The organism is Microbacterium sp. Be9, from assembly GCF_011754135.1.
Classification (GTDB): Bacteria; Actinomycetota; Actinomycetes; order Actinomycetales; family Microbacteriaceae; genus Microbacterium; species Microbacterium maritypicum_A.
On record NZ_WNWT01000006.1, the window covers coordinates 256,930 to 273,140 of the forward strand.

Genomic DNA, 16,211 nt, shown 5'->3' on the forward strand with positions numbered 1-16,211 from the left:
CGGCCGTCGAATCGCGCACCTGGTCGCCGATTCGCCGCGGAAGCGACCACGTGCGCGATTCGAGAGCGGCTACGCCTTGGCGAACGTGCCGACCCGGTATTTCGCGGCGCGGTGCGTGTCCTGCACGCGGTCGCCACGGCCGTGGAGCTTGTTGCGGAGCGTCCCGGGTGCGTATTCCTCGGGGTAGGCGCCGCGCTCGCGCAGCACCGGGATCACGTGCTCGATGATGTCCTGCCAGGTGCCGGGGGTGACCGCGTAGGCGAGATTGAAGCCGTCGATGTCGGTCTCGTCGACCCAGGACTGCAGCTCGTCGGCGATTTCAGTGCCGGATCCGACGATCGTGGGCCCGAGGCCGCCGATCGCGTTGTGGCGTCCGAAGTCGCCGACCGTCCACTCGCGACCGAGGTCGGCCTCTTCCTTGAGGTGCTGCAGCACGGACTGGATCGCGTTGGACTCGACGTTCCCGACCGGCTCGTCCTCGGCGTACTGCGACAGGTCGACGCCCATCCATCCCGACATGAACGTGAGCGCGCCCTCGGGGCTCGCGTAGGAGAGGTACTCGGCGTGCTTCGCCGTCGCCTCCTCGCTCGTCGCGGCGGTGATCACGGTGAGAAGCGTGTAGATGCGGGCGTCGTACCGGTCGCGGCCCGCCGCTTCGAGGGCATCGCGGATGCGCTTCACGGTGCCGGCGAGCACCTCCTTCGAGGGCGCGGCGACGAAGATCGCCTCGGCGTTCTCGGCCGCGAACTTCACGCCCCGCGGGCTCGCGCCGGCCTGGTAGATCACCGGCGTGCGCTGCGGCGACGGCTCGGAGATGTGGATGCCGGGAACGCTGAAGTGCTTGCCCTCATGCCCGATCGGGTGCACTTTGCCCGGGTCGGTGAAGATGCCGCGCTCCCGGTCTTCGACAACGGCGTCGTCTTCCCACGAGCCCTCCCAGAGCTTGTAGAGCACCTCGACGTATTCGTCCGCGTGGTCGTAGCGGTCGTCGTGGGCGAGCTGGTCTTCCTGGCCCATGTTGCGCGCGGCGCTGGGCAGGTAACCGGTCACGACGTTCCAGCCGACACGGCCCTGCGTGAGGTGGTCGAGTGTGCTGAGGCGACGGGCGAACGGATAGGGGTGCTCGAACGCGGTGCCCGCCGTGATGCCGAAGCCCAGGTTCTCGGTGACGGCCGCCATCGCGCTCACCAGCAGGATCGGGTCGTTCACCGGCACCTGCGCGCCGTTGCGGATCGCGGCCTCGTTCGTGCCGCCGTACACGTCGTAGGTGCCGAGCACGTCGGCGATGAAGATGCCGTCGAAGGTCGCGCTCTCCAGCAGCTTCGCCAGATCGGTCCAGTACGAGATGGTGTTGTACTGCCGCGACCGGTCGTCGGGGTGCCGCCACAGGCCGGACGACTGGTGGGCGACGCAGTTCATGTCGAAGGCGTTGAAGCGGATCTGACGGGTCATGGGCTCCATGAAAGGCGAAGGGCGCCGGGGAATCCAGGGTCGCCGACACGCGCCGACACATTCGGGTGCGACAGCCTCCGCTCTGGCAGTCGGCACACCCGGCGGGCTCTACCCTTGACTGGTGACCGACGAGACCGCGACAGCCCAGCGTCTGGTGCGGCGCTTCGCCCGCGAGACCAACCTGCTCGTGGCCGGTCGCGACTTCTCCGTCGTGGGAACGGATGCCGTGGCCGACGAGCTGCGTCGACTGCTGCCCGCTTTCGGTGCGCATCTCGGAAGCACCGGCACGGTCGGCCACGGAGTCGTCTTCGCACCGGGTGCGACGCCCGAGATCCTGCTCGACGGCAAGGCTCTCCCGGCGCGTGAGACGGCTCACGACCGTGTCGATGCGGCCGGACGTCACATGCCCGTCGCCACCGATCGCGCGCGACGCCTGCGCGAGGCCGGCACGGTGAAGGGTGTGCGCATCGGCATCGCGATGGTGCTCGAGCCCAAAACCGCCCAGCTCGCCCTGCTGCTGCGGGATGCCGGTGCTGCGGTCGCCGTGTACGCCCACCCCGATGAGATCGACGTCGAGGTCGCCCAGGTGCTGCGCTCCCGCGGCATCCCCGTCGACGGTGATCCTTCGCTCTCCGGTGCTGCGGAGCGCGCTGCCGCGGTGTCGTTCCTGCGCCGCGGCTTCGACCTGCTGCTCGACGACGGCTCGCACCTGATCCGCCTCGCTCATGAAGAGGGTCTCGCACGGCAGCTGCGGGGTGCGGCGGAGGAGACGACGAGCGGACTCACGCCGCTGCGGCTCATGGAGCGCGAGGGGCTGCTCGAGATCCCCGTGATCGCGGTGAACGACGCCCTCACCAAGACCTCCTTCGACAACCGCTACGGCACCGGGCAGTCCTGCGTGTTCGCGGTCGCCGACGCCCTGGACGACGCCGGCATCGACCTTCGCGACCAGCCGGCCGTGGTCGTGGGCTACGGGCCCGTAGGAGAGGGCGTCGCCGCCCACCTGCGGGCGCTGGGCGTGCAGGTCGGCGTCACCGAGACCGACCCGGTGCGCGCACTTCGCGCCACGCACGACGGCTACCGCATCGGGCGTCTGCACGACCTCGCCCCCGGAGCGCTCGTCGTCTCGGCCACCGGTGCGCCGCACACGGTCGACGCCGTGGTGCTGCGAGCGGCGGCGATCGTCGCGGTCGCGGGCGGGGTTCCACACGAGGTCGACCTCGATCCTGCGACGCTGCGACCGTTCGCGGGCGAGAGCGGCGCATCCTCTCCGTTCGTCGAGCGCGCCGGCGAAGGTGCGCTCGTGATCGCCCGAGGCGGGTGCGTGAACCTGTCTGCCGGCGAAGGCAACCCGATCGAGATCATGGACCTCTCGTTCTCGGTGCAGCTCTTCGCCGTCGAGCACCTCCTCACGCACGGTCTGCCCGCCGGGGTGCATGCGCTGCCGCCCGAGACCGACACCGTCATCGGCACGGCCGCTCTCGCCCTGCGCGGAGAGCGCATCGACCTGCGCAGCGCCGCCCAGATCGACGCGCTGCGCGAATGGCGCTCGCCGCGATTCCGAGGAGAATCCGCATGACCGCCGTGACCGTCTACTCCGCAGGGCTCGTCGTGCCGATCACCGCGCCGCCGATCGTCGACGGCGCGGTCGCGGTGCGCGACGGCCGCATCATGCACGTCGGAGAGCGCGAGTGGGTGCTGCGGTCGCTGTCCGAACGAGGCATCGCCGCCGACGAGGTGCACTGGCCCGGCGTCCTGACCCCCGGGCTCGTGAACGCGCACACGCACCTGCAGTACACCGGCATGGCCTCGGTCGGGCGCGGGCAGTACGACGGCTTCGACGACTGGGTGCGCGCTTTCGACCCGGTGTACGAAGGCGGTCGCGACTGGGCGGCGGATGCGGCCGACGGTGCGATGCAGGCGCTGCGTTCCGGCACGACGGCCGTGGCCGATGTCGTGACCGATCGTGCGGCGGCGACCGCGCTGCACGATGCCCGACTGCACGGCATCACCTACTGGGAGGTGATGAGCTGGACCAACGCCGACTGGGCCCGTACCGGGCGTGCGCAGGTGGAGCAGGCGCTCGACGCCCTGCCGACCCCGCCGGGGACGGGCCTTTCACCCCACGCCCCCTACTCGCTCGACATCGAGCCGCTGCTGGAGATCCCCGACATCGTGCGCGAGCGCGGCGGACGCATCCACATCCACCTCGGCGAGGCCGCGTTCGAGAGCGAGTTCGCGCACGAGCACCCGCAGGCGTGGCACACCGCGGGGCTCGCCAGCTTCCAGGAACTGCGCAAGGCGGGATTCGGCACCAGCGCCACCGAGTTCGTCGATCAGCTCGGCGTGCTCGGGCCTGACTGCCACATCGCGCACGGCGTCTACATGAGCGCCAGGGACCGCGCCATCCTGCGGGAGCGTCGCACGACGGTGGCCCTGTGCCCGCGGTCGAACGCCGTCATCGGACTCGAGGAGCCGCCGATCGCCGCGTACCTGCGCGAGGGCAGCCCGATCGCCGTCGGCACCGACTCGCTGTCGTCGAGCCCGTCGCTCGACGTGCTGGCCGACGTGGCGGAGCTCGCGCGCATCGCCCGCTCGCAGGGGTACACCGACCGCGACCTGCACGCGCGGCTGCTCGGCGCCGCGACCCTCGGCGGTGCGCACGCCATGGGGATCGACGTCGGTCCCGACCGCACCGGGTACCTCGCGGTGGGGGCACTCGCCGACCTCACGTTCTTCGACGTCCCGTCCGGCCCCGATGCCGTGGTCGAACTCGTCGAGCACGGGGCGGGTCGCACGGCCGCCACCATCATCTCCGGCGAGGTCCGCTACGCCGTCGACTCCTTCCCCGAAACCGGAGCACCCGCATGACGCAGCGCCCCGCGACCGCCGAGCGGCTCGACCTCGCCCCGCATCCGGAAGGCGGCTGGTTCCGCCGCACCTGGACGAGCCCGCTTCCCGTCGAGACGCCGAACGGTCAGCGGCCGGCGGCCACCTGCATCCACTACCTCCTCCTGCCATCGGAGAAGAGCGAATGGCACGTCGTGACCAGCGACGAGCTGTGGCTGTGGCACGGGCCGGGCCGACTCGAACTCCGCCTCGGCGGAGACGGTGCGGAACCGGGCGAGGGGACGGCGATCGTGCTCGGCCCCGGAGAGGCGGCGCAGGTGCGTGTGCCGGCCGGTGTCTGGCAGGCCGCGAGGCCGCTCGACGCCGACGAGGTGCTGGTGTCGTGCTTCGTGTCCCCAGGTTTCGACTTCGCCGATTGGCGACTCGCCGCATCGCCTACTCTGTAGAGGCAGACCGTGTCTGCAGAGGCAGACCCGTCCTGCCTCGCCGTCTTCTCCATACCCTTTCTCGCCCTGGAGTCATCGTGCCCTTCGCTCCCGCCCTCCGCCGCGCTGCAGCCGTCGCCGCTGCTGCCGCAGCCGTCGCCCTCACCCTCTCCGCCTGCAGCTCGCCGTCCACCGGCTCCGGCAGCGGAGACGGCTCGGGCCTTCCGACCGTGACCGAGGGCAAGCTCACGATCGCGACCGGCGAGCCCAACTACGAGCCGTGGTTCGTCGACGACGACCCCTCCAACGGTGAGGGCTTCGAAGGCGCCGTCGCCAACGCCGTCGCCGAGCAGCTCGGCTACACGGCCGACGACATCGTCTGGGTGCGCACCACCTTCGACGGCGCCATCGCACCGGGCCCCAAGGACTGGGACATCAACCTGCAGCAGTTCTCCATCACGGATGACCGCAAGAAGGCCGTCGACTTCTCGTCGCCGTACTACACGACCACGCAGGCCGTCGTCGCGGTCGGCGGCTCGCCCGCGGCATCGGCGACCACGATCGACGAGCTCAAGGCCACCAAGGTCGGCGTGGCCAGCGGGACCACCAGCTACACGGTCGCCAAGGCCCAGCTCGGCGAAGCGAACCTCAACGTCTTCAACTCGGTCGACGACGTGGTGCTCGCGCTCAAGGGCGGGCAGATCGACGCCATGATCACCGACCTCCCCGGCGCCTTCTACGTCGTCGGTGCCCAGCTCGACGACGGCGTGGTGACCGGTCAGTTCGCCGACGCGAACGGCGGCGACGACTTCGGCATCGTCCTTCCCAAGGGCTCCGCGCTCACGGCCGACGTCACCAAGGCCGTCGACGCCCTGCGCGACGATGGCACGCTCGACGAGCTGCAGCAGAAGTGGCTCAGCGACGCGGTCGACGTCCCCGTCCTGAAATGACCTCGACCTCCGTCGACGCGGAGTGGCAGCCGAGCGAACTCGAGCTGTCACGCCGCGCTCTGCGGCGTCGGGCGACCACCCGATCCATCCTGATCGCGTTCGGCAGCAGCATCGCCCTGTTGGCGGTGCTCGTCGTCGTCGTCGTCAACACCCCCGGCTGGGCGATCGTCAGCCAGACGTTCTTCGATCCGCAGGTCGCGCTGGAGAGCATCGGTCCGATCTTCCAGGGACTGCTCGTCAACCTCCTGGTGCTCGTCATCGCCGTGGTGTGCGTCGCGATCCTCGGCACGCTCCTGGCTACCATGCGCTCGCTGCGCGGCCCGGTGTTCTTCCCTCTGCGCGCGATCGCCGCGGCCTACACCGACTTCTTCCGTGGCATCCCGCTGCTGATCGTGCTGTACCTCGTGGGGTTCGGCATCCCCGCACTGATGATCTTCCCGCGCATGCCCCCGATGTTCTGGGGCACGATCGCGCTGGTCCTCACCTACTCCGCCTATGTCGCCGAGGTGCTCCGTGCAGGCATGGAGGCCGTGCATCCCTCGCAGCGCATCGCCGCGCGGTCGCTCGGGCTGACCCACGGGCAGACGCTCCGGATCGTCGTGATCCCGCAGGGCGTGCGCAAGGTCGTCCCCGCCCTCATGAACGACTTCGTCTCGATGCAGAAGGACGTGGGGCTGATCTCGGTGCTCGGCGCCGTCGATGCGGTCCGTGCGGCACAGCTGATGGTCGCCGAGACCTACAACTTCACACCGTACGTCGTCGCCGGCCTCATGTTCATCGTGCTCAGCTGGCCGATGATCCGCCTGACCGATGTCGTCACCGCGCGTCTGAACAAGCGCGAGCAAGCCGGAGGAGTCGTATGAGCGTGCCCGTGATCGAGGCCAGGGGTGTGCGCAAGCGCTTCGGCGATCATGACGTGCTGCGCGGCATCGACCTCGCGGTCGGCACGCACGAGGTGGTCGTGCTGATCGGCGCGTCCGGCTCGGGCAAGTCGACCCTCCTCAAGACCATGAACCTCATCGAGGGCATCGACGACGGGCAGATCTTCCTCTCCGGCGAGGACATCACCGACCCGCGGGTGGACGCCGACGCGGTGCGGGCCCGGATCGGGGTCGTGTTCCAGCACTTCAACCTGTTCCCGCACCTGACCGTGCTCGACAACGTCACGCTCGCCGCCGTGCGCGTGCACGGCATGCGCAAGACGGAGGCGCGCGCCCAGGCACGCGCGTTGCTCGACACGCTCGGCCTCGGCGCCAAGGCCGACGAGTACCCCGACCGGCTCTCCGGCGGACAGCAGCAGCGCGTGGCGATCGTGCGCGCGGTGCTCACGCAGCCCGAGGTGCTGCTGCTCGACGAGATCACCAGCGCCCTCGACCCGCAACTGGTGGGCGAGGTGCTCGATCTGGTGCGACAGCTGAAGCAGCAGGGCGCCACGATCGTGATGGCGACCCACGAGATGTCGTTCGCGCGTGAGGTCGCCGACCGCATCGTGTTCCTCGAGCACGGTGTCGTCGTCGAGCAGGGACCGCCCTCCCAGGTGTTCGATGCCCCGCAGCAGGCGGCCACCGCGGAGTTCCTGGCGCGCGTGCAGCACTGACGCCCGGCGGGAAGCGCGCGGCGTCGACGCTCATCCGCTCGACGGATCGAAGCGGTACTGAGGGTGGATGCGCGCCCTCGGAGGCGCGTGCTGAGCTTGAGGTCTCCGCCGATTCCTCGAGAGGTCCCACGTGAGCACGCCCCACATCATCCCGTCTTCCGCCGCGCCGACGGCCGACGCCTCCGCGGCCGACTCCGGCGACGGCCCACGCCGCGGCGGAGGCGCCTCCACACGTCGGCGCCGCATCGTCGGCGTCGACGTCGCGCGCGGACTCGCCCTGGTGGGGATGTTCGGCGCACATCTGATGGTCGCGAGCGGTCCCGACCTGACCCTGACCGACCCGTCGACATGGCTGGACATCGTCAACGGTCGCTCCTCGATCCTGTTCGCCCTGCTGGCCGGGGTCTCGCTCGCGCTGATGACGGGCGGTGCCCGTACCGCGTCACCGGACGAGCTCCGGAAGATCCGGTTGCGCCTGGTCGGTCGCGGGGCGGCGATCTTCGTGATCGGGCTCGTGGTCGAGCTGCTGGGCTCGGGAATCGCCGTGATCCTCACGCTCTACGGCGTGCTGTACATCCTGGCGGCGTTCACGGTGCACCTGCGCACCAGAGTGCTGGTGATCGCGGGGGCGGCGCTCGCCATCCTCGGTCCGCCGCTGCTCGCCCTGATCGGCACGCTCTCGCCGGATCTGGGCGGCCCGGGGCTGTCGCTGGTGCTGTTCGGCACCTACCCGATCACGGTCTGGGCTGCGCTGCTCTGCGCTGGTCTCGTGATCGGACGCCTCGACCTGACCCGGGTGAAGACGGCAGTCGTCATGCTCGTCTGCGGAGGACTGATCGCGATCGGCGGTTACGCGCTGGGTGCGCTCCTCACGTCGCCGCCGCAGGAAGTCGCGTCGTCGAGCTCCACGTCCGGTTCGGGTTCGGGTTCGGGTTCGATGAGCATGATCCCCGGGGACGAGGTCGACGTCTCCGGACTGGCGTGCCAGACCAGTGACGGCGTCGTCGTCTGCTTCTCGCCCGAGAAGGCCTCGCTGTTCACGGACGACGGCGCCGGCATCGAAGAGGGGCAGTCGTACATCGATCGCGTGGCTTCGGAGGACCCGCCCGCGAAGATGCTCGAAGCGGTCATCAGCGTCTCGGCGCACTCCGGCGGCGTGCTGGAGGTGCTGGCATCCGGCGGCTTCGCGGTGGCCGTCCTCGGCCTGTGCCTGCTGGTGACCCGGTATGCGCGGTGGGCCGTTCTCCCGCTGGCGGCCTATGGCGCGGTTCCGCTCACCGGCTACGTCGTCCAGGCGATCCTCATCCTGGCGGGGGCGGCGACCTGGCTGCCCAACCCGGTGCTGCCGTGGATCGCGCTCTCACTGCTCATGATGGCCGGCGCGCTCATCTGGACGCGCACGGTCGGCAAGGGGCCGCTCGAACGACTCACGGCGTGGGCGGCCGACGCCATGGCGCTGACAGCGAAGACGACGCGCACGGCGAAGCGCCGGGACTGAAGACGGCCTCGTGTCGAGGAGGGGCGACATCGAGGCGGCGGAGGGGGGCGTCCGGGGGGAGGGGAGCTCAGGCGAGCTCTTCCTCCTCCGGCCGTCGCGGGCTCGGGTCGGGCGGCAGGATCTCGATCGGATGCGCGGCGGTGCGCTGCGCCCGCCACCAGATCACAAAGCCGATCGCGGTGAAGACGCCGTAGAAGACGTACATGAAGCCGGTGGCGTAGTAGCCGGAGCTGAACAGCAGCGGCACCCCGACGACGTCGACAGCGATCCAGACCAGCCAGAACTCGGTCCAGCCCTTCGCCATGCCGTAGGTGGCCAGCAGCGAGCCGACGAACGTCCAGGCGTCGGCCCACACCGGCTCCCACGATCCCAGCAGGCGGAACAGCGGGGTCAGGGCGACCGTGCCGACGATCATCACCAGCACCATGCCGATGCGGGCGCTCGTCGGCGCCCAGCGCGGGACCACGCGTCCGCCGTCGAGGTTCCGCCAGCGCACCCATCCGTAGATGGCGACCGCGATGAACATGATCTGCCGCCCGGCCTGGCCGAGCAGGTGCGGCAGTGACGGATCGGGGCTGAGAGCGGAGCCGAGGAAGACGGTGAGCAGCAGCAGGTTGCCGATGATGCCGACCGGCCATGCCCACACCTTGCGTCGCATGCCGCCGAGCGCGCTGGCGAGACCGAACGCGTTGCCCACGACCTCCCGCACCAGGAGTGTCTGCCCGCCGGGCAGCATCCACTGCGAGTTGAAGGCGTCGACGAACCACTGCAGCAGGTTCATGGTCGGGATCCGGCGTCGGGTTCGGGGCGGTCGTCGAGCACCCGCTGCAGCATGCTCAGGTCGAGCCAGCGTCCGAACTTGGCACCGACCTGCGGCATGCGTCCGACCTCGACGAAGCCCAGGCGCTCGTGCAGGGCGATGGAGGCGGCGTTCCCGCTTTCGATCCCGGCGATCATCACGTGCATCCCCGCGTCCCGCGCACGATCGACGAGCGCCGACATGAGGGCGGTGCCGATGCCGCGACCGTGCTGGCCGTCGAGGACGTAGACCGAGTGCTCGACCGTGTGGCGATAGCCGCTGTGCGGACGCCATTGCGCGTACGACGCGTAGCCCAGCACCCCCGTGTCGTCGACGGCGACGATGACCGGGTAGCCGCGGGCGGTGCGATCGGCGAGCCAGGCGACGCGGTCGGCGAGGTCGACCGCCTCTTCGTTCCAGATCGCGGTGGTGTGCAGCACGGCATGGTTGTGGATCGCGGTGATGATCTCGAGATCGGCGGTCTCGGCGTCCCTGATTCGCACGGCTGTCATCGGCGGGCGTTCTCTCTTCTTCTGCGCTTCGGGTGCGCATCCTTCTTCGGCGCTTCGGGTGCGCATCGCCGACGCTAGCAGGAGGAACGGGCGCTGGGCGTGCTGCGGCCGAACAGTTACGGGGGCGACGTGCGGGCACCGCGCTTGTCCCCCGAACGGCCTACAGACGCGCACACGAACCATGTCTACTGTGTAGAAGGTATTGTTTTAGTAGGCGGATGCATCGGAGGATCTCACGTGGAACTCGCGCGTCGCCCAACCCGGCGCAGAAGAGCAGCCAGCGCGCTGATGGCACTCGTCCTGTCCGCTGCGGGAGTTCTCGCCTTGGCGGGCCCTGCCGCAGCCGCGCCGGGTGATTGCCCATCCGGTTACACGTGCAGTTACTCGGGTTACAACTATGGGAATGATGCTTGGCAGCAGCCGTCTACGCACAAGTTCGCGAACTGCGTGGACGTCATGACCATCGGCTGGAGGTCCTACGGAGACGTCATCTCCTCCACCTTCAACAACGGTCGCTCCCAGAACTCCTACCTCTACAAAGGACAGAACCAGACAGGAGGGAAGGGCCTCCTTATCCTCCGGGGGCAGGGCTTCGGCAATGTGGGTAGCTACAACGACGAGATCGAGTCGGGATACTTCAGCGGCACCCTCAGTAGCGTTGGTTCGGCTCTATGCCGGTGACTTCTCCGCGCGTAGGTGGCCGCCTGGTCATGGCGACCGTCCTTGCGGTCACGGTTGCCGGGGGTCTGGTGGGGTGTACCGCGTCCGACAGTGAGGCGGATGCGGGGGTGAGGAATCAAGCGGCTTGGAAGATGCCTCTTGATGAGTTCGTCGTGTATTCCCCGGACCTGGACAACTATGCGGAGCAGTTGTTGATCTCGGATTGTCTGGGTGCGCAGGGGTATGAGTGGCCGGTGCCGTGGCAGGATACCGACTTCCCCCGTGCGGAAGACTTCAACCGGGTGGGTCTGCGGCTGTTCAATCTGGAACTGGCAAAGAAGTGGGGTTACCATTTCGCGCGGCTGGATGATCCGGAGAGCGCTGAGCTGTGGTTGACATACACAGAGACAGTGGATTCGTACTTTCCGAATCAGGAACTGGATGACGCGCTCGTGGCCTGCACTGACAAGATCCGCGCGAAAGACAAGGACTTCGCATCCACCGCCGACGGGCTGAACTACAACGCTGAGCTATCCGCCCAGGCTTGGGACATCGTGGAGCAGGATCCGGATGTGGTCAAGGCGGTGAAAGCCTGGCGGGAGTGTCTGACCCCACGGGTGGATTACGCGGTGACTCAAGAGCAACCTTGGGAAGGAGCTCCTTATGAGGTGGCAGAGGTGTGGGGTGCGGTGACCGGGTCGTCGTCCGCGCCTTCGGCGGAGGAGCTTGCTGCGGCTGTTGCTGATGCGGAGTGCCAGGAGTCGAGTGGGTGGGCCTCGCTCTGGTATGAGCGGAATTGGGAGGAGCAGGAGAAGCTCGTCGCGGAGAACAGGGACAAGCTCGATCGGATCCGTGCGGACGCGATCGAACGGAAGAAGAAGCTGTTGACGATCGTGGCGGAGAACGCGCCAGCCGCGCCCTAGAGAGGCGGCGCGAGAGTTGGCTCGGTAACGAGCCTTGGCCGATCAGTGAGTGATGAGAGTCCGATGGATGAAGTAGGTGTGCCGGAGACGGCGAGACGGTCCCGTTGGATGGCCGTGATCGCTGTGGTGCTGATCGTGGCGCTGATTGGGGCGGGATTCTGGTTTGCTGCGCAGTTCCAGTCTTCGGCGCAGCAGGAGGCCAACGCCAAGGCGCCCGCCCCCGGGCCGGTCTTCGCGGAGGTCACGCAGGGTTCGCTGGCTGGAGAGGTTGGCTTCACTGGGCAGGCGGGGCCGTCGACGCAGACTCCGGTGACGGTGCTCCCTGTCGCGGAAGCGTCGCTCACCGTCGTCACCGGACGCCCACTGGCAACGGGTGCGACCGCTTCTTCGGGGCAGGTTCTCACCGAGGTCAACGGGCGCCCTCTCTTCGGTGTGCAGTCGGCCTTCTCCTTCTACCGCGACATGGGCGTCGGGGATCGTGGCCCGGATGTCGAGGCATTGCAGGCTGCACTCGTGGCGCGGTCGTACCAGCTCAACGCCGATGGGCGGTTCGGAGGCGAGACGGCTGCGGCGGTGAAGCGCTGGTATCAGGACAATGGCTATGAGGCCCCCACTCGCAGTGCCGCGGCGGAGAAGACGAGCTCGGAGGGGGGCGAGAAGGCGGCGGATCCGAGCGAGAAGGCGCCGGCTGCCGAGGGGTATGTTCCTGTCGCCGAAATTCTGGCGATGCCTTCTGCGTCCGCGCAGGTCGTGAAAGGTGTTCAGGTCGGGCAGCGTGTGGCGGCGGAGGGTGTGCCGGACTTCATCCTCGGGTCGGCGGATCTGGTGGTCACGATCACGGTTCCCGTCACCGATCTCGGGGATGTGGTCGCAGGAGACGCGGCGGTGATCTCGATCGGTGGCACTGAGGTCGAGGGCATCGTGGGAGACATCCGCCCCTCTGACTCGGCCGAAGACTCAGAGGGATCGGGCTCGAACGGTGATGCGGAACAGGCCGCACCCGAGGTCACTTTCGCCGTGGTTCCGAAAACAGCGCTGCCGGGGTCGTCGGGGCGGGCGCGGGTGGCGGTGATCAAGCAGATCGTGGCCGAGGACGCGCTGATCGTCCCGGTTCTCGCGGTGTCGGATCGAGGGCCCGACAAGAACGTTCTGACGAAGCAGCAGGCCGACGGAACGCTCCTCGAGGTGCCGGTCACAGTCCTGGGCACACTGCAGGGCGAGGTAGCCGTCGAGCCGCGCGACGAAGGTGCCCTGAAGGCCGGCGAACTGGTTCGAGTCGGTTGACGTGTCGCTGATTCAGTTGCGGGGAGTGCGTCGGACGTACTCCTCGGCGGGTCGGCCCGAGGTCGATGCGCTTCGCGGCATCGACCTGGAAATCGACCAGGGGGAGTTCGTTGCGATCGTCGGGCCATCGGGCGGTGGCAAGACGACGCTGATGAACATCCTGGGGCTTCTCGACGACCCGACGGCGGGTAGTTATGTTCTCGACGGCGAGGAAGCTCGTGCCGGCGACGGTCGCCGCGCGGCGAGCGTGCGCGCACGGAAGATCGGATTCGTGTTCCAGGCCTTCCACCTTCTCGAGGCCAGGCCGGCCGTCGACAGTGTCGAGTTGAACCTGCTCTACCGGGGCGTGCCCCGTGTGGAGCGGCGTGAGAGCGTTCTCGGCGCCATCGACTCTGTCGGCCTCGCAGACCGCGCCTTCCAAAGCACCTCGACACTGTCGGGCGGGCAGCGTCAACGCATCGCCATCGCCCGTGCGATCGCCGGGGATGCGAAGCTGATTCTCGCCGACGAGCCGACCGGTAACCTCGACTCGGTCAACGCCGCTCGGGTTCTCGATGAGCTCGAACGTATCAATCGCGATGGGGCGACGGTCGTCGTCGTCACTCATTCGGCCGAGGTCGCGGCACGGGCGCGTCGTGTGGTCCACATCGCCGACGGTGCGATCGTGTCCGACGAGCGACAGTCCGGCAGCGGAGCGAGTACGGCATCGAAAGCCCCTGCGGACGGGCCGCCGGCTTCTCCTTCGAATGATGCCCGCACGTCCCGCACGAGAGAAGATGAGCGGGCGCGGCTCACCGGGCGCATCCGGTTCGCCGACATGCTTCGCGACGCCTGGGCATCCGTGACGTCGAGAAGGTATCAATCGATCGGACAGGGGCTCGCCGTCGCCATCGCCGTGGCATTGACGATCACCACTCTCGGGCTTGCGGCATCGGCGCGAGCGCAGGTATCCGCCACATTCGATGCCCACCTGAATCGTGAGGTCTCGGCGACGTGGTCGACGGGGGCCAAGAACTCGCTTCCGCCCGAGGAGGTTCCGCAGGCGATCGAGCGACTCAGCGGAGTGGATGCGGCTGCGGTCGTCATCGATCTCAACGTCAGCACGGTCTCGACGTTCGCGGAGGCACGCCAGATCCGGCCGCACGTCGCCATCGGAGATATCGTCGGTGCTGCGCGTCTCACGGTCGACGAGGCACCGTGGCATGAGGGACCTCTGGCTGCCGGTGAGGCCTACGTCGGAGATCTTCTCGCGAAGGACATGCAACTCAGCAGCATCGACGGCGCCCCCACGATCTCGGTTGATGGCATCACCTATGTCGTCGCCGGCATCATCACCACGTCCGCGCGCCTCCCCCTGCTCCGCGGTGAAGTGGTCGTCGGACCCCGCGACGACATCACGGCGAAAGGGGCCGTCGACGTGACGATGTTGGCCGTGACTTCCTCCGGCGCAGCGCAGCAGGTCGCCAAGCAGTTGCCTTCGGCACTGAACCCGTACGAGCCGGACCGGATCGTCGTCGCTGCGCCGACCGATTCTGCACAGTTGAGAGGACAGGTCGAACAAGGGGTGCAGGCCACCCTCACCGCGTTCACGCTGCTCGCGCTGATCGTCGCGATCGCCGCACTCATGAACGCCACGCTCCTCGCTGTCAACGCACGCCGGGGTGAGATCGGCATGCGCAAAGCGCTCGGAGCCCGAGACCGACAGATCGGGGAACTCATCACCCTCGAATCCGCAATCGTCGGTGTCGTCGGAGGGGCTGCAGGTCTCGTGCTCGGCATGGCGGCAATCCTCGTCGCCACCGTGAGCCAACGATGGGCCCCCGTGTTCGACATCGTGCTGCTTCCGATCGCCATCGCTGTCGGCCTGATCGTCGGTGCCGGGGGAGGCGGACTGGCCTCCATCCGCGCCGCGCGTCTGCGCCCCGCGGAGAACCTCCGCAGCTGACATCCTCGCTGGACGCCGTCCGGGCGTGCTGCGACCGAACAGTTACAGAGCTCAGCGCGCAGTCGTCGTGCTCACGGCTTCGCGCACGAGGATCGCACGCCGCATGTCGGCCATGATCGGGTCGAAGAAGCGCTCCCGGTAGCGGGCCTCGCTCACGGCGGAGAACACGAAGGGGAGGGCGGCGATCACCGAGAGCAGGGTGGCCGCCTTGAGCAGGTTGACCGTGAGCGGCAGCTTCGCCCCGAAGAACTCCAGCGGCTGCACCGCGAGGGGCTGTGCGGTGCTGCCGGGTCCGAGCCAGATGCCGACGACGCCCGTGGGGACGGCGATGCCTCCGATCACGATCAGCAGCGCCGCGAGGAGCCCGGCGAAGAACAGGGCCTGCACCAGCTGCGCCACGGTCATCGCGAGCAGGATGTTGATGCGCTGCGGTGCGCGCAGCCGTCCCGGAGTGCCGGGGGTGGCGGGGCGGCCTTCGGCGGGCGTGCCGATGAGCAGGGTGGCGCGCTGTTCGGCGCTCGGCGCCTGAGCGTCATCGTCGATCTCGGAGGCGCTGACCCGCAGCACGACGATCCCCGCGAGCACTGCGACGACCAGGCCGAGCAGGGCGATGGATCCCCAGGAGAGGGCGGACGCCATCTGCCAGACCTCGGCAGAGAAGAACGAGAACACGACGAGCATGAGGATCACCGGGAGGGCGATCGATGCCATGTGGCCGATCGCCGAGGCGTTGCGCACCGCGAGGCGGGAGGCCCAGGAGATCATCGCGCCACCGCCCATGCCGGTCACCAGGATGCAGAGGCCGAGCACCAGGATCGTGCGGAGGACCGGCCCGACGGTCGCGTCGGGCTGGGCGATGTAGCCGTAGGCGATCGTGAAGGCGAGGCACGAGGCGATCAGGACGAGCGCGACCGCGGTGCCGATGCCCACCGGGAGGCGACGCAGCAGGGTGCGCACGAGGTAGTAGGCGGCCCACGCGAGCCCGATCGCGAGCAGGAAGATCACGACGGCGAAGAGGACGAGCAGGATCTCCCACTCCGTGGAGTCGTCGTCGAGGGCGAAGTCGAAGACGACCTCGAGCCCGTCCTGGAAGAGGTACGCGGCCACCGCGACCCACGCGATCAGTGGCGCGACACGGCGGGGGAGGTCGGTGAACCAGCGGCGCAGCGGAACGAACGTCGGAAGGCCCTGTTCACGGAACCAGCGGTCGGCATCGCGCTTCGTGCTGCGCAGCTTCGGGGACGCGGACATGGCGATGAGACTACGGCAATGACGAGGCGCGGAGTTATCCACAGGCTTTCCTGAGATTCGAACAT

The 16,211-nt window shown here is 68.6% G+C and carries 15 protein-coding genes; 11 read left to right on the top strand and 4 right to left on the bottom strand.

Annotation, left to right across the window (positions count from 1 at the left end):
- Nucleotides 1-69: 69 nt before the first annotated feature.
- A complete protein-coding gene (locus GLO27_RS12145) occupies nt 70-1,452 on the bottom strand; it encodes an LLM class flavin-dependent oxidoreductase (RefSeq protein ID WP_136024745.1) in 1,383 nt (460 codons plus the stop codon).
- A gap of 121 nt (nt 1,453-1,573) precedes the next feature.
- Here GLO27_RS12145 and GLO27_RS12150 point away from each other — a divergent pair, with 121 nt between their 5' ends.
- From GLO27_RS12150 to GLO27_RS12180, 7 genes are all read left to right on the top strand, one after another.
- Entirely contained in the window at nt 1,574-3,031 is a 1,458-nt protein-coding gene (locus GLO27_RS12150; RefSeq protein WP_208323781.1) for an adenosylhomocysteinase, read from the top strand.
- A complete protein-coding gene (locus GLO27_RS12155) occupies nt 3,028-4,323 on the top strand; it encodes an amidohydrolase family protein (RefSeq protein ID WP_167255093.1) in 1,296 nt (431 codons plus the stop codon). Before GLO27_RS12150 ends, GLO27_RS12155 begins: the two co-directional genes overlap by 4 nt.
- Entirely contained in the window at nt 4,320-4,748 is a 429-nt protein-coding gene (locus GLO27_RS12160; protein ID WP_167255095.1) for a cupin domain-containing protein, read from the top strand. Before GLO27_RS12155 ends, GLO27_RS12160 begins: the two co-directional genes overlap by 4 nt.
- A gap of 77 nt (nt 4,749-4,825) precedes the next feature.
- Nucleotides 4,826-5,677 (top strand): ABC transporter substrate-binding protein, encoded by an 852-nt coding sequence (locus GLO27_RS12165; RefSeq protein ID WP_167255097.1) that lies wholly within the window; start codon nt 4,826-4,828, stop codon nt 5,675-5,677.
- Nucleotides 5,674-6,540, top strand: a complete 867-nt coding sequence (locus GLO27_RS12170) for an amino acid ABC transporter permease (RefSeq protein ID WP_029260707.1) — start codon at nt 5,674-5,676, stop codon at nt 6,538-6,540. Before GLO27_RS12165 ends, GLO27_RS12170 begins: the two co-directional genes overlap by 4 nt.
- The gene (locus GLO27_RS12175) at nt 6,537-7,274 is read left to right on the top strand and encodes an amino acid ABC transporter ATP-binding protein (protein ID WP_021199478.1); all 738 of its coding nucleotides are present in this window, start codon (nt 6,537-6,539) and stop codon (nt 7,272-7,274) included. Before GLO27_RS12170 ends, GLO27_RS12175 begins: the two co-directional genes overlap by 4 nt.
- Before the next feature lie 130 nt (nt 7,275-7,404).
- Complete coding sequence (locus GLO27_RS12180) at nt 7,405-8,772, top strand: heparan-alpha-glucosaminide N-acetyltransferase domain-containing protein (protein WP_167255099.1); 1,368 nt, start codon at nt 7,405-7,407, stop codon at nt 8,770-8,772.
- 67 nt (nt 8,773-8,839) lie between these two features.
- Here the strand turns inward: GLO27_RS12180 and pnuC are convergent, their stop codons facing one another.
- Nucleotides 8,840-9,553, bottom strand: coding sequence for a nicotinamide riboside transporter PnuC (pnuC, locus tag GLO27_RS12185; protein WP_021199480.1), 714 nt, complete (start codon nt 9,551-9,553; stop codon nt 8,840-8,842).
- A complete protein-coding gene (locus GLO27_RS12190) occupies nt 9,550-10,083 on the bottom strand; it encodes a GNAT family N-acetyltransferase (RefSeq protein WP_167255101.1) in 534 nt (177 codons plus the stop codon). Before GLO27_RS12190 ends, pnuC begins: the two co-directional genes overlap by 4 nt.
- A gap of 288 nt (nt 10,084-10,371) precedes the next feature.
- Here GLO27_RS12190 and GLO27_RS12195 point away from each other — a divergent pair, with 288 nt between their 5' ends.
- The 4 genes from GLO27_RS12195 (at nt 10,372) to GLO27_RS12210 (ending at nt 14,895) form a co-directional block, all read left to right on the top strand.
- Nucleotides 10,372-10,764 carry a peptidase inhibitor family I36 protein gene (locus GLO27_RS12195; protein ID WP_240750627.1) on the top strand — a complete coding sequence of 131 codons (393 nt, stop codon included), beginning with the start codon at nt 10,372-10,374 and terminating at the stop codon, nt 10,762-10,764.
- Nucleotides 10,765-10,793: 29 nt separating this feature from the next.
- A complete protein-coding gene (locus GLO27_RS12200) occupies nt 10,794-11,666 on the top strand; it encodes a hypothetical protein (RefSeq protein ID WP_029260702.1) in 873 nt (290 codons plus the stop codon).
- 63 nt (nt 11,667-11,729) lie between these two features.
- Entirely contained in the window at nt 11,730-12,950 is a 1,221-nt protein-coding gene (locus GLO27_RS12205) for a peptidoglycan-binding protein (RefSeq protein ID WP_208323782.1), read from the top strand.
- Nucleotide 12,951: 1 nt separating this feature from the next.
- On the top strand, nt 12,952-14,895 hold the full coding sequence (locus GLO27_RS12210; protein WP_167255107.1) for an ABC transporter ATP-binding protein/permease: 1,944 nt from the start codon (nt 12,952-12,954) through the stop codon (nt 14,893-14,895).
- Nucleotides 14,896-14,946: 51 nt separating this feature from the next.
- Here GLO27_RS12210 and GLO27_RS12215 read toward each other — a convergent pair whose 3' ends face one another.
- A complete protein-coding gene (locus GLO27_RS12215; RefSeq protein WP_167255109.1) occupies nt 14,947-16,146 on the bottom strand; it encodes a hypothetical protein in 1,200 nt (399 codons plus the stop codon).
- Nucleotides 16,147-16,211: the final 65 nt, after the last annotated feature.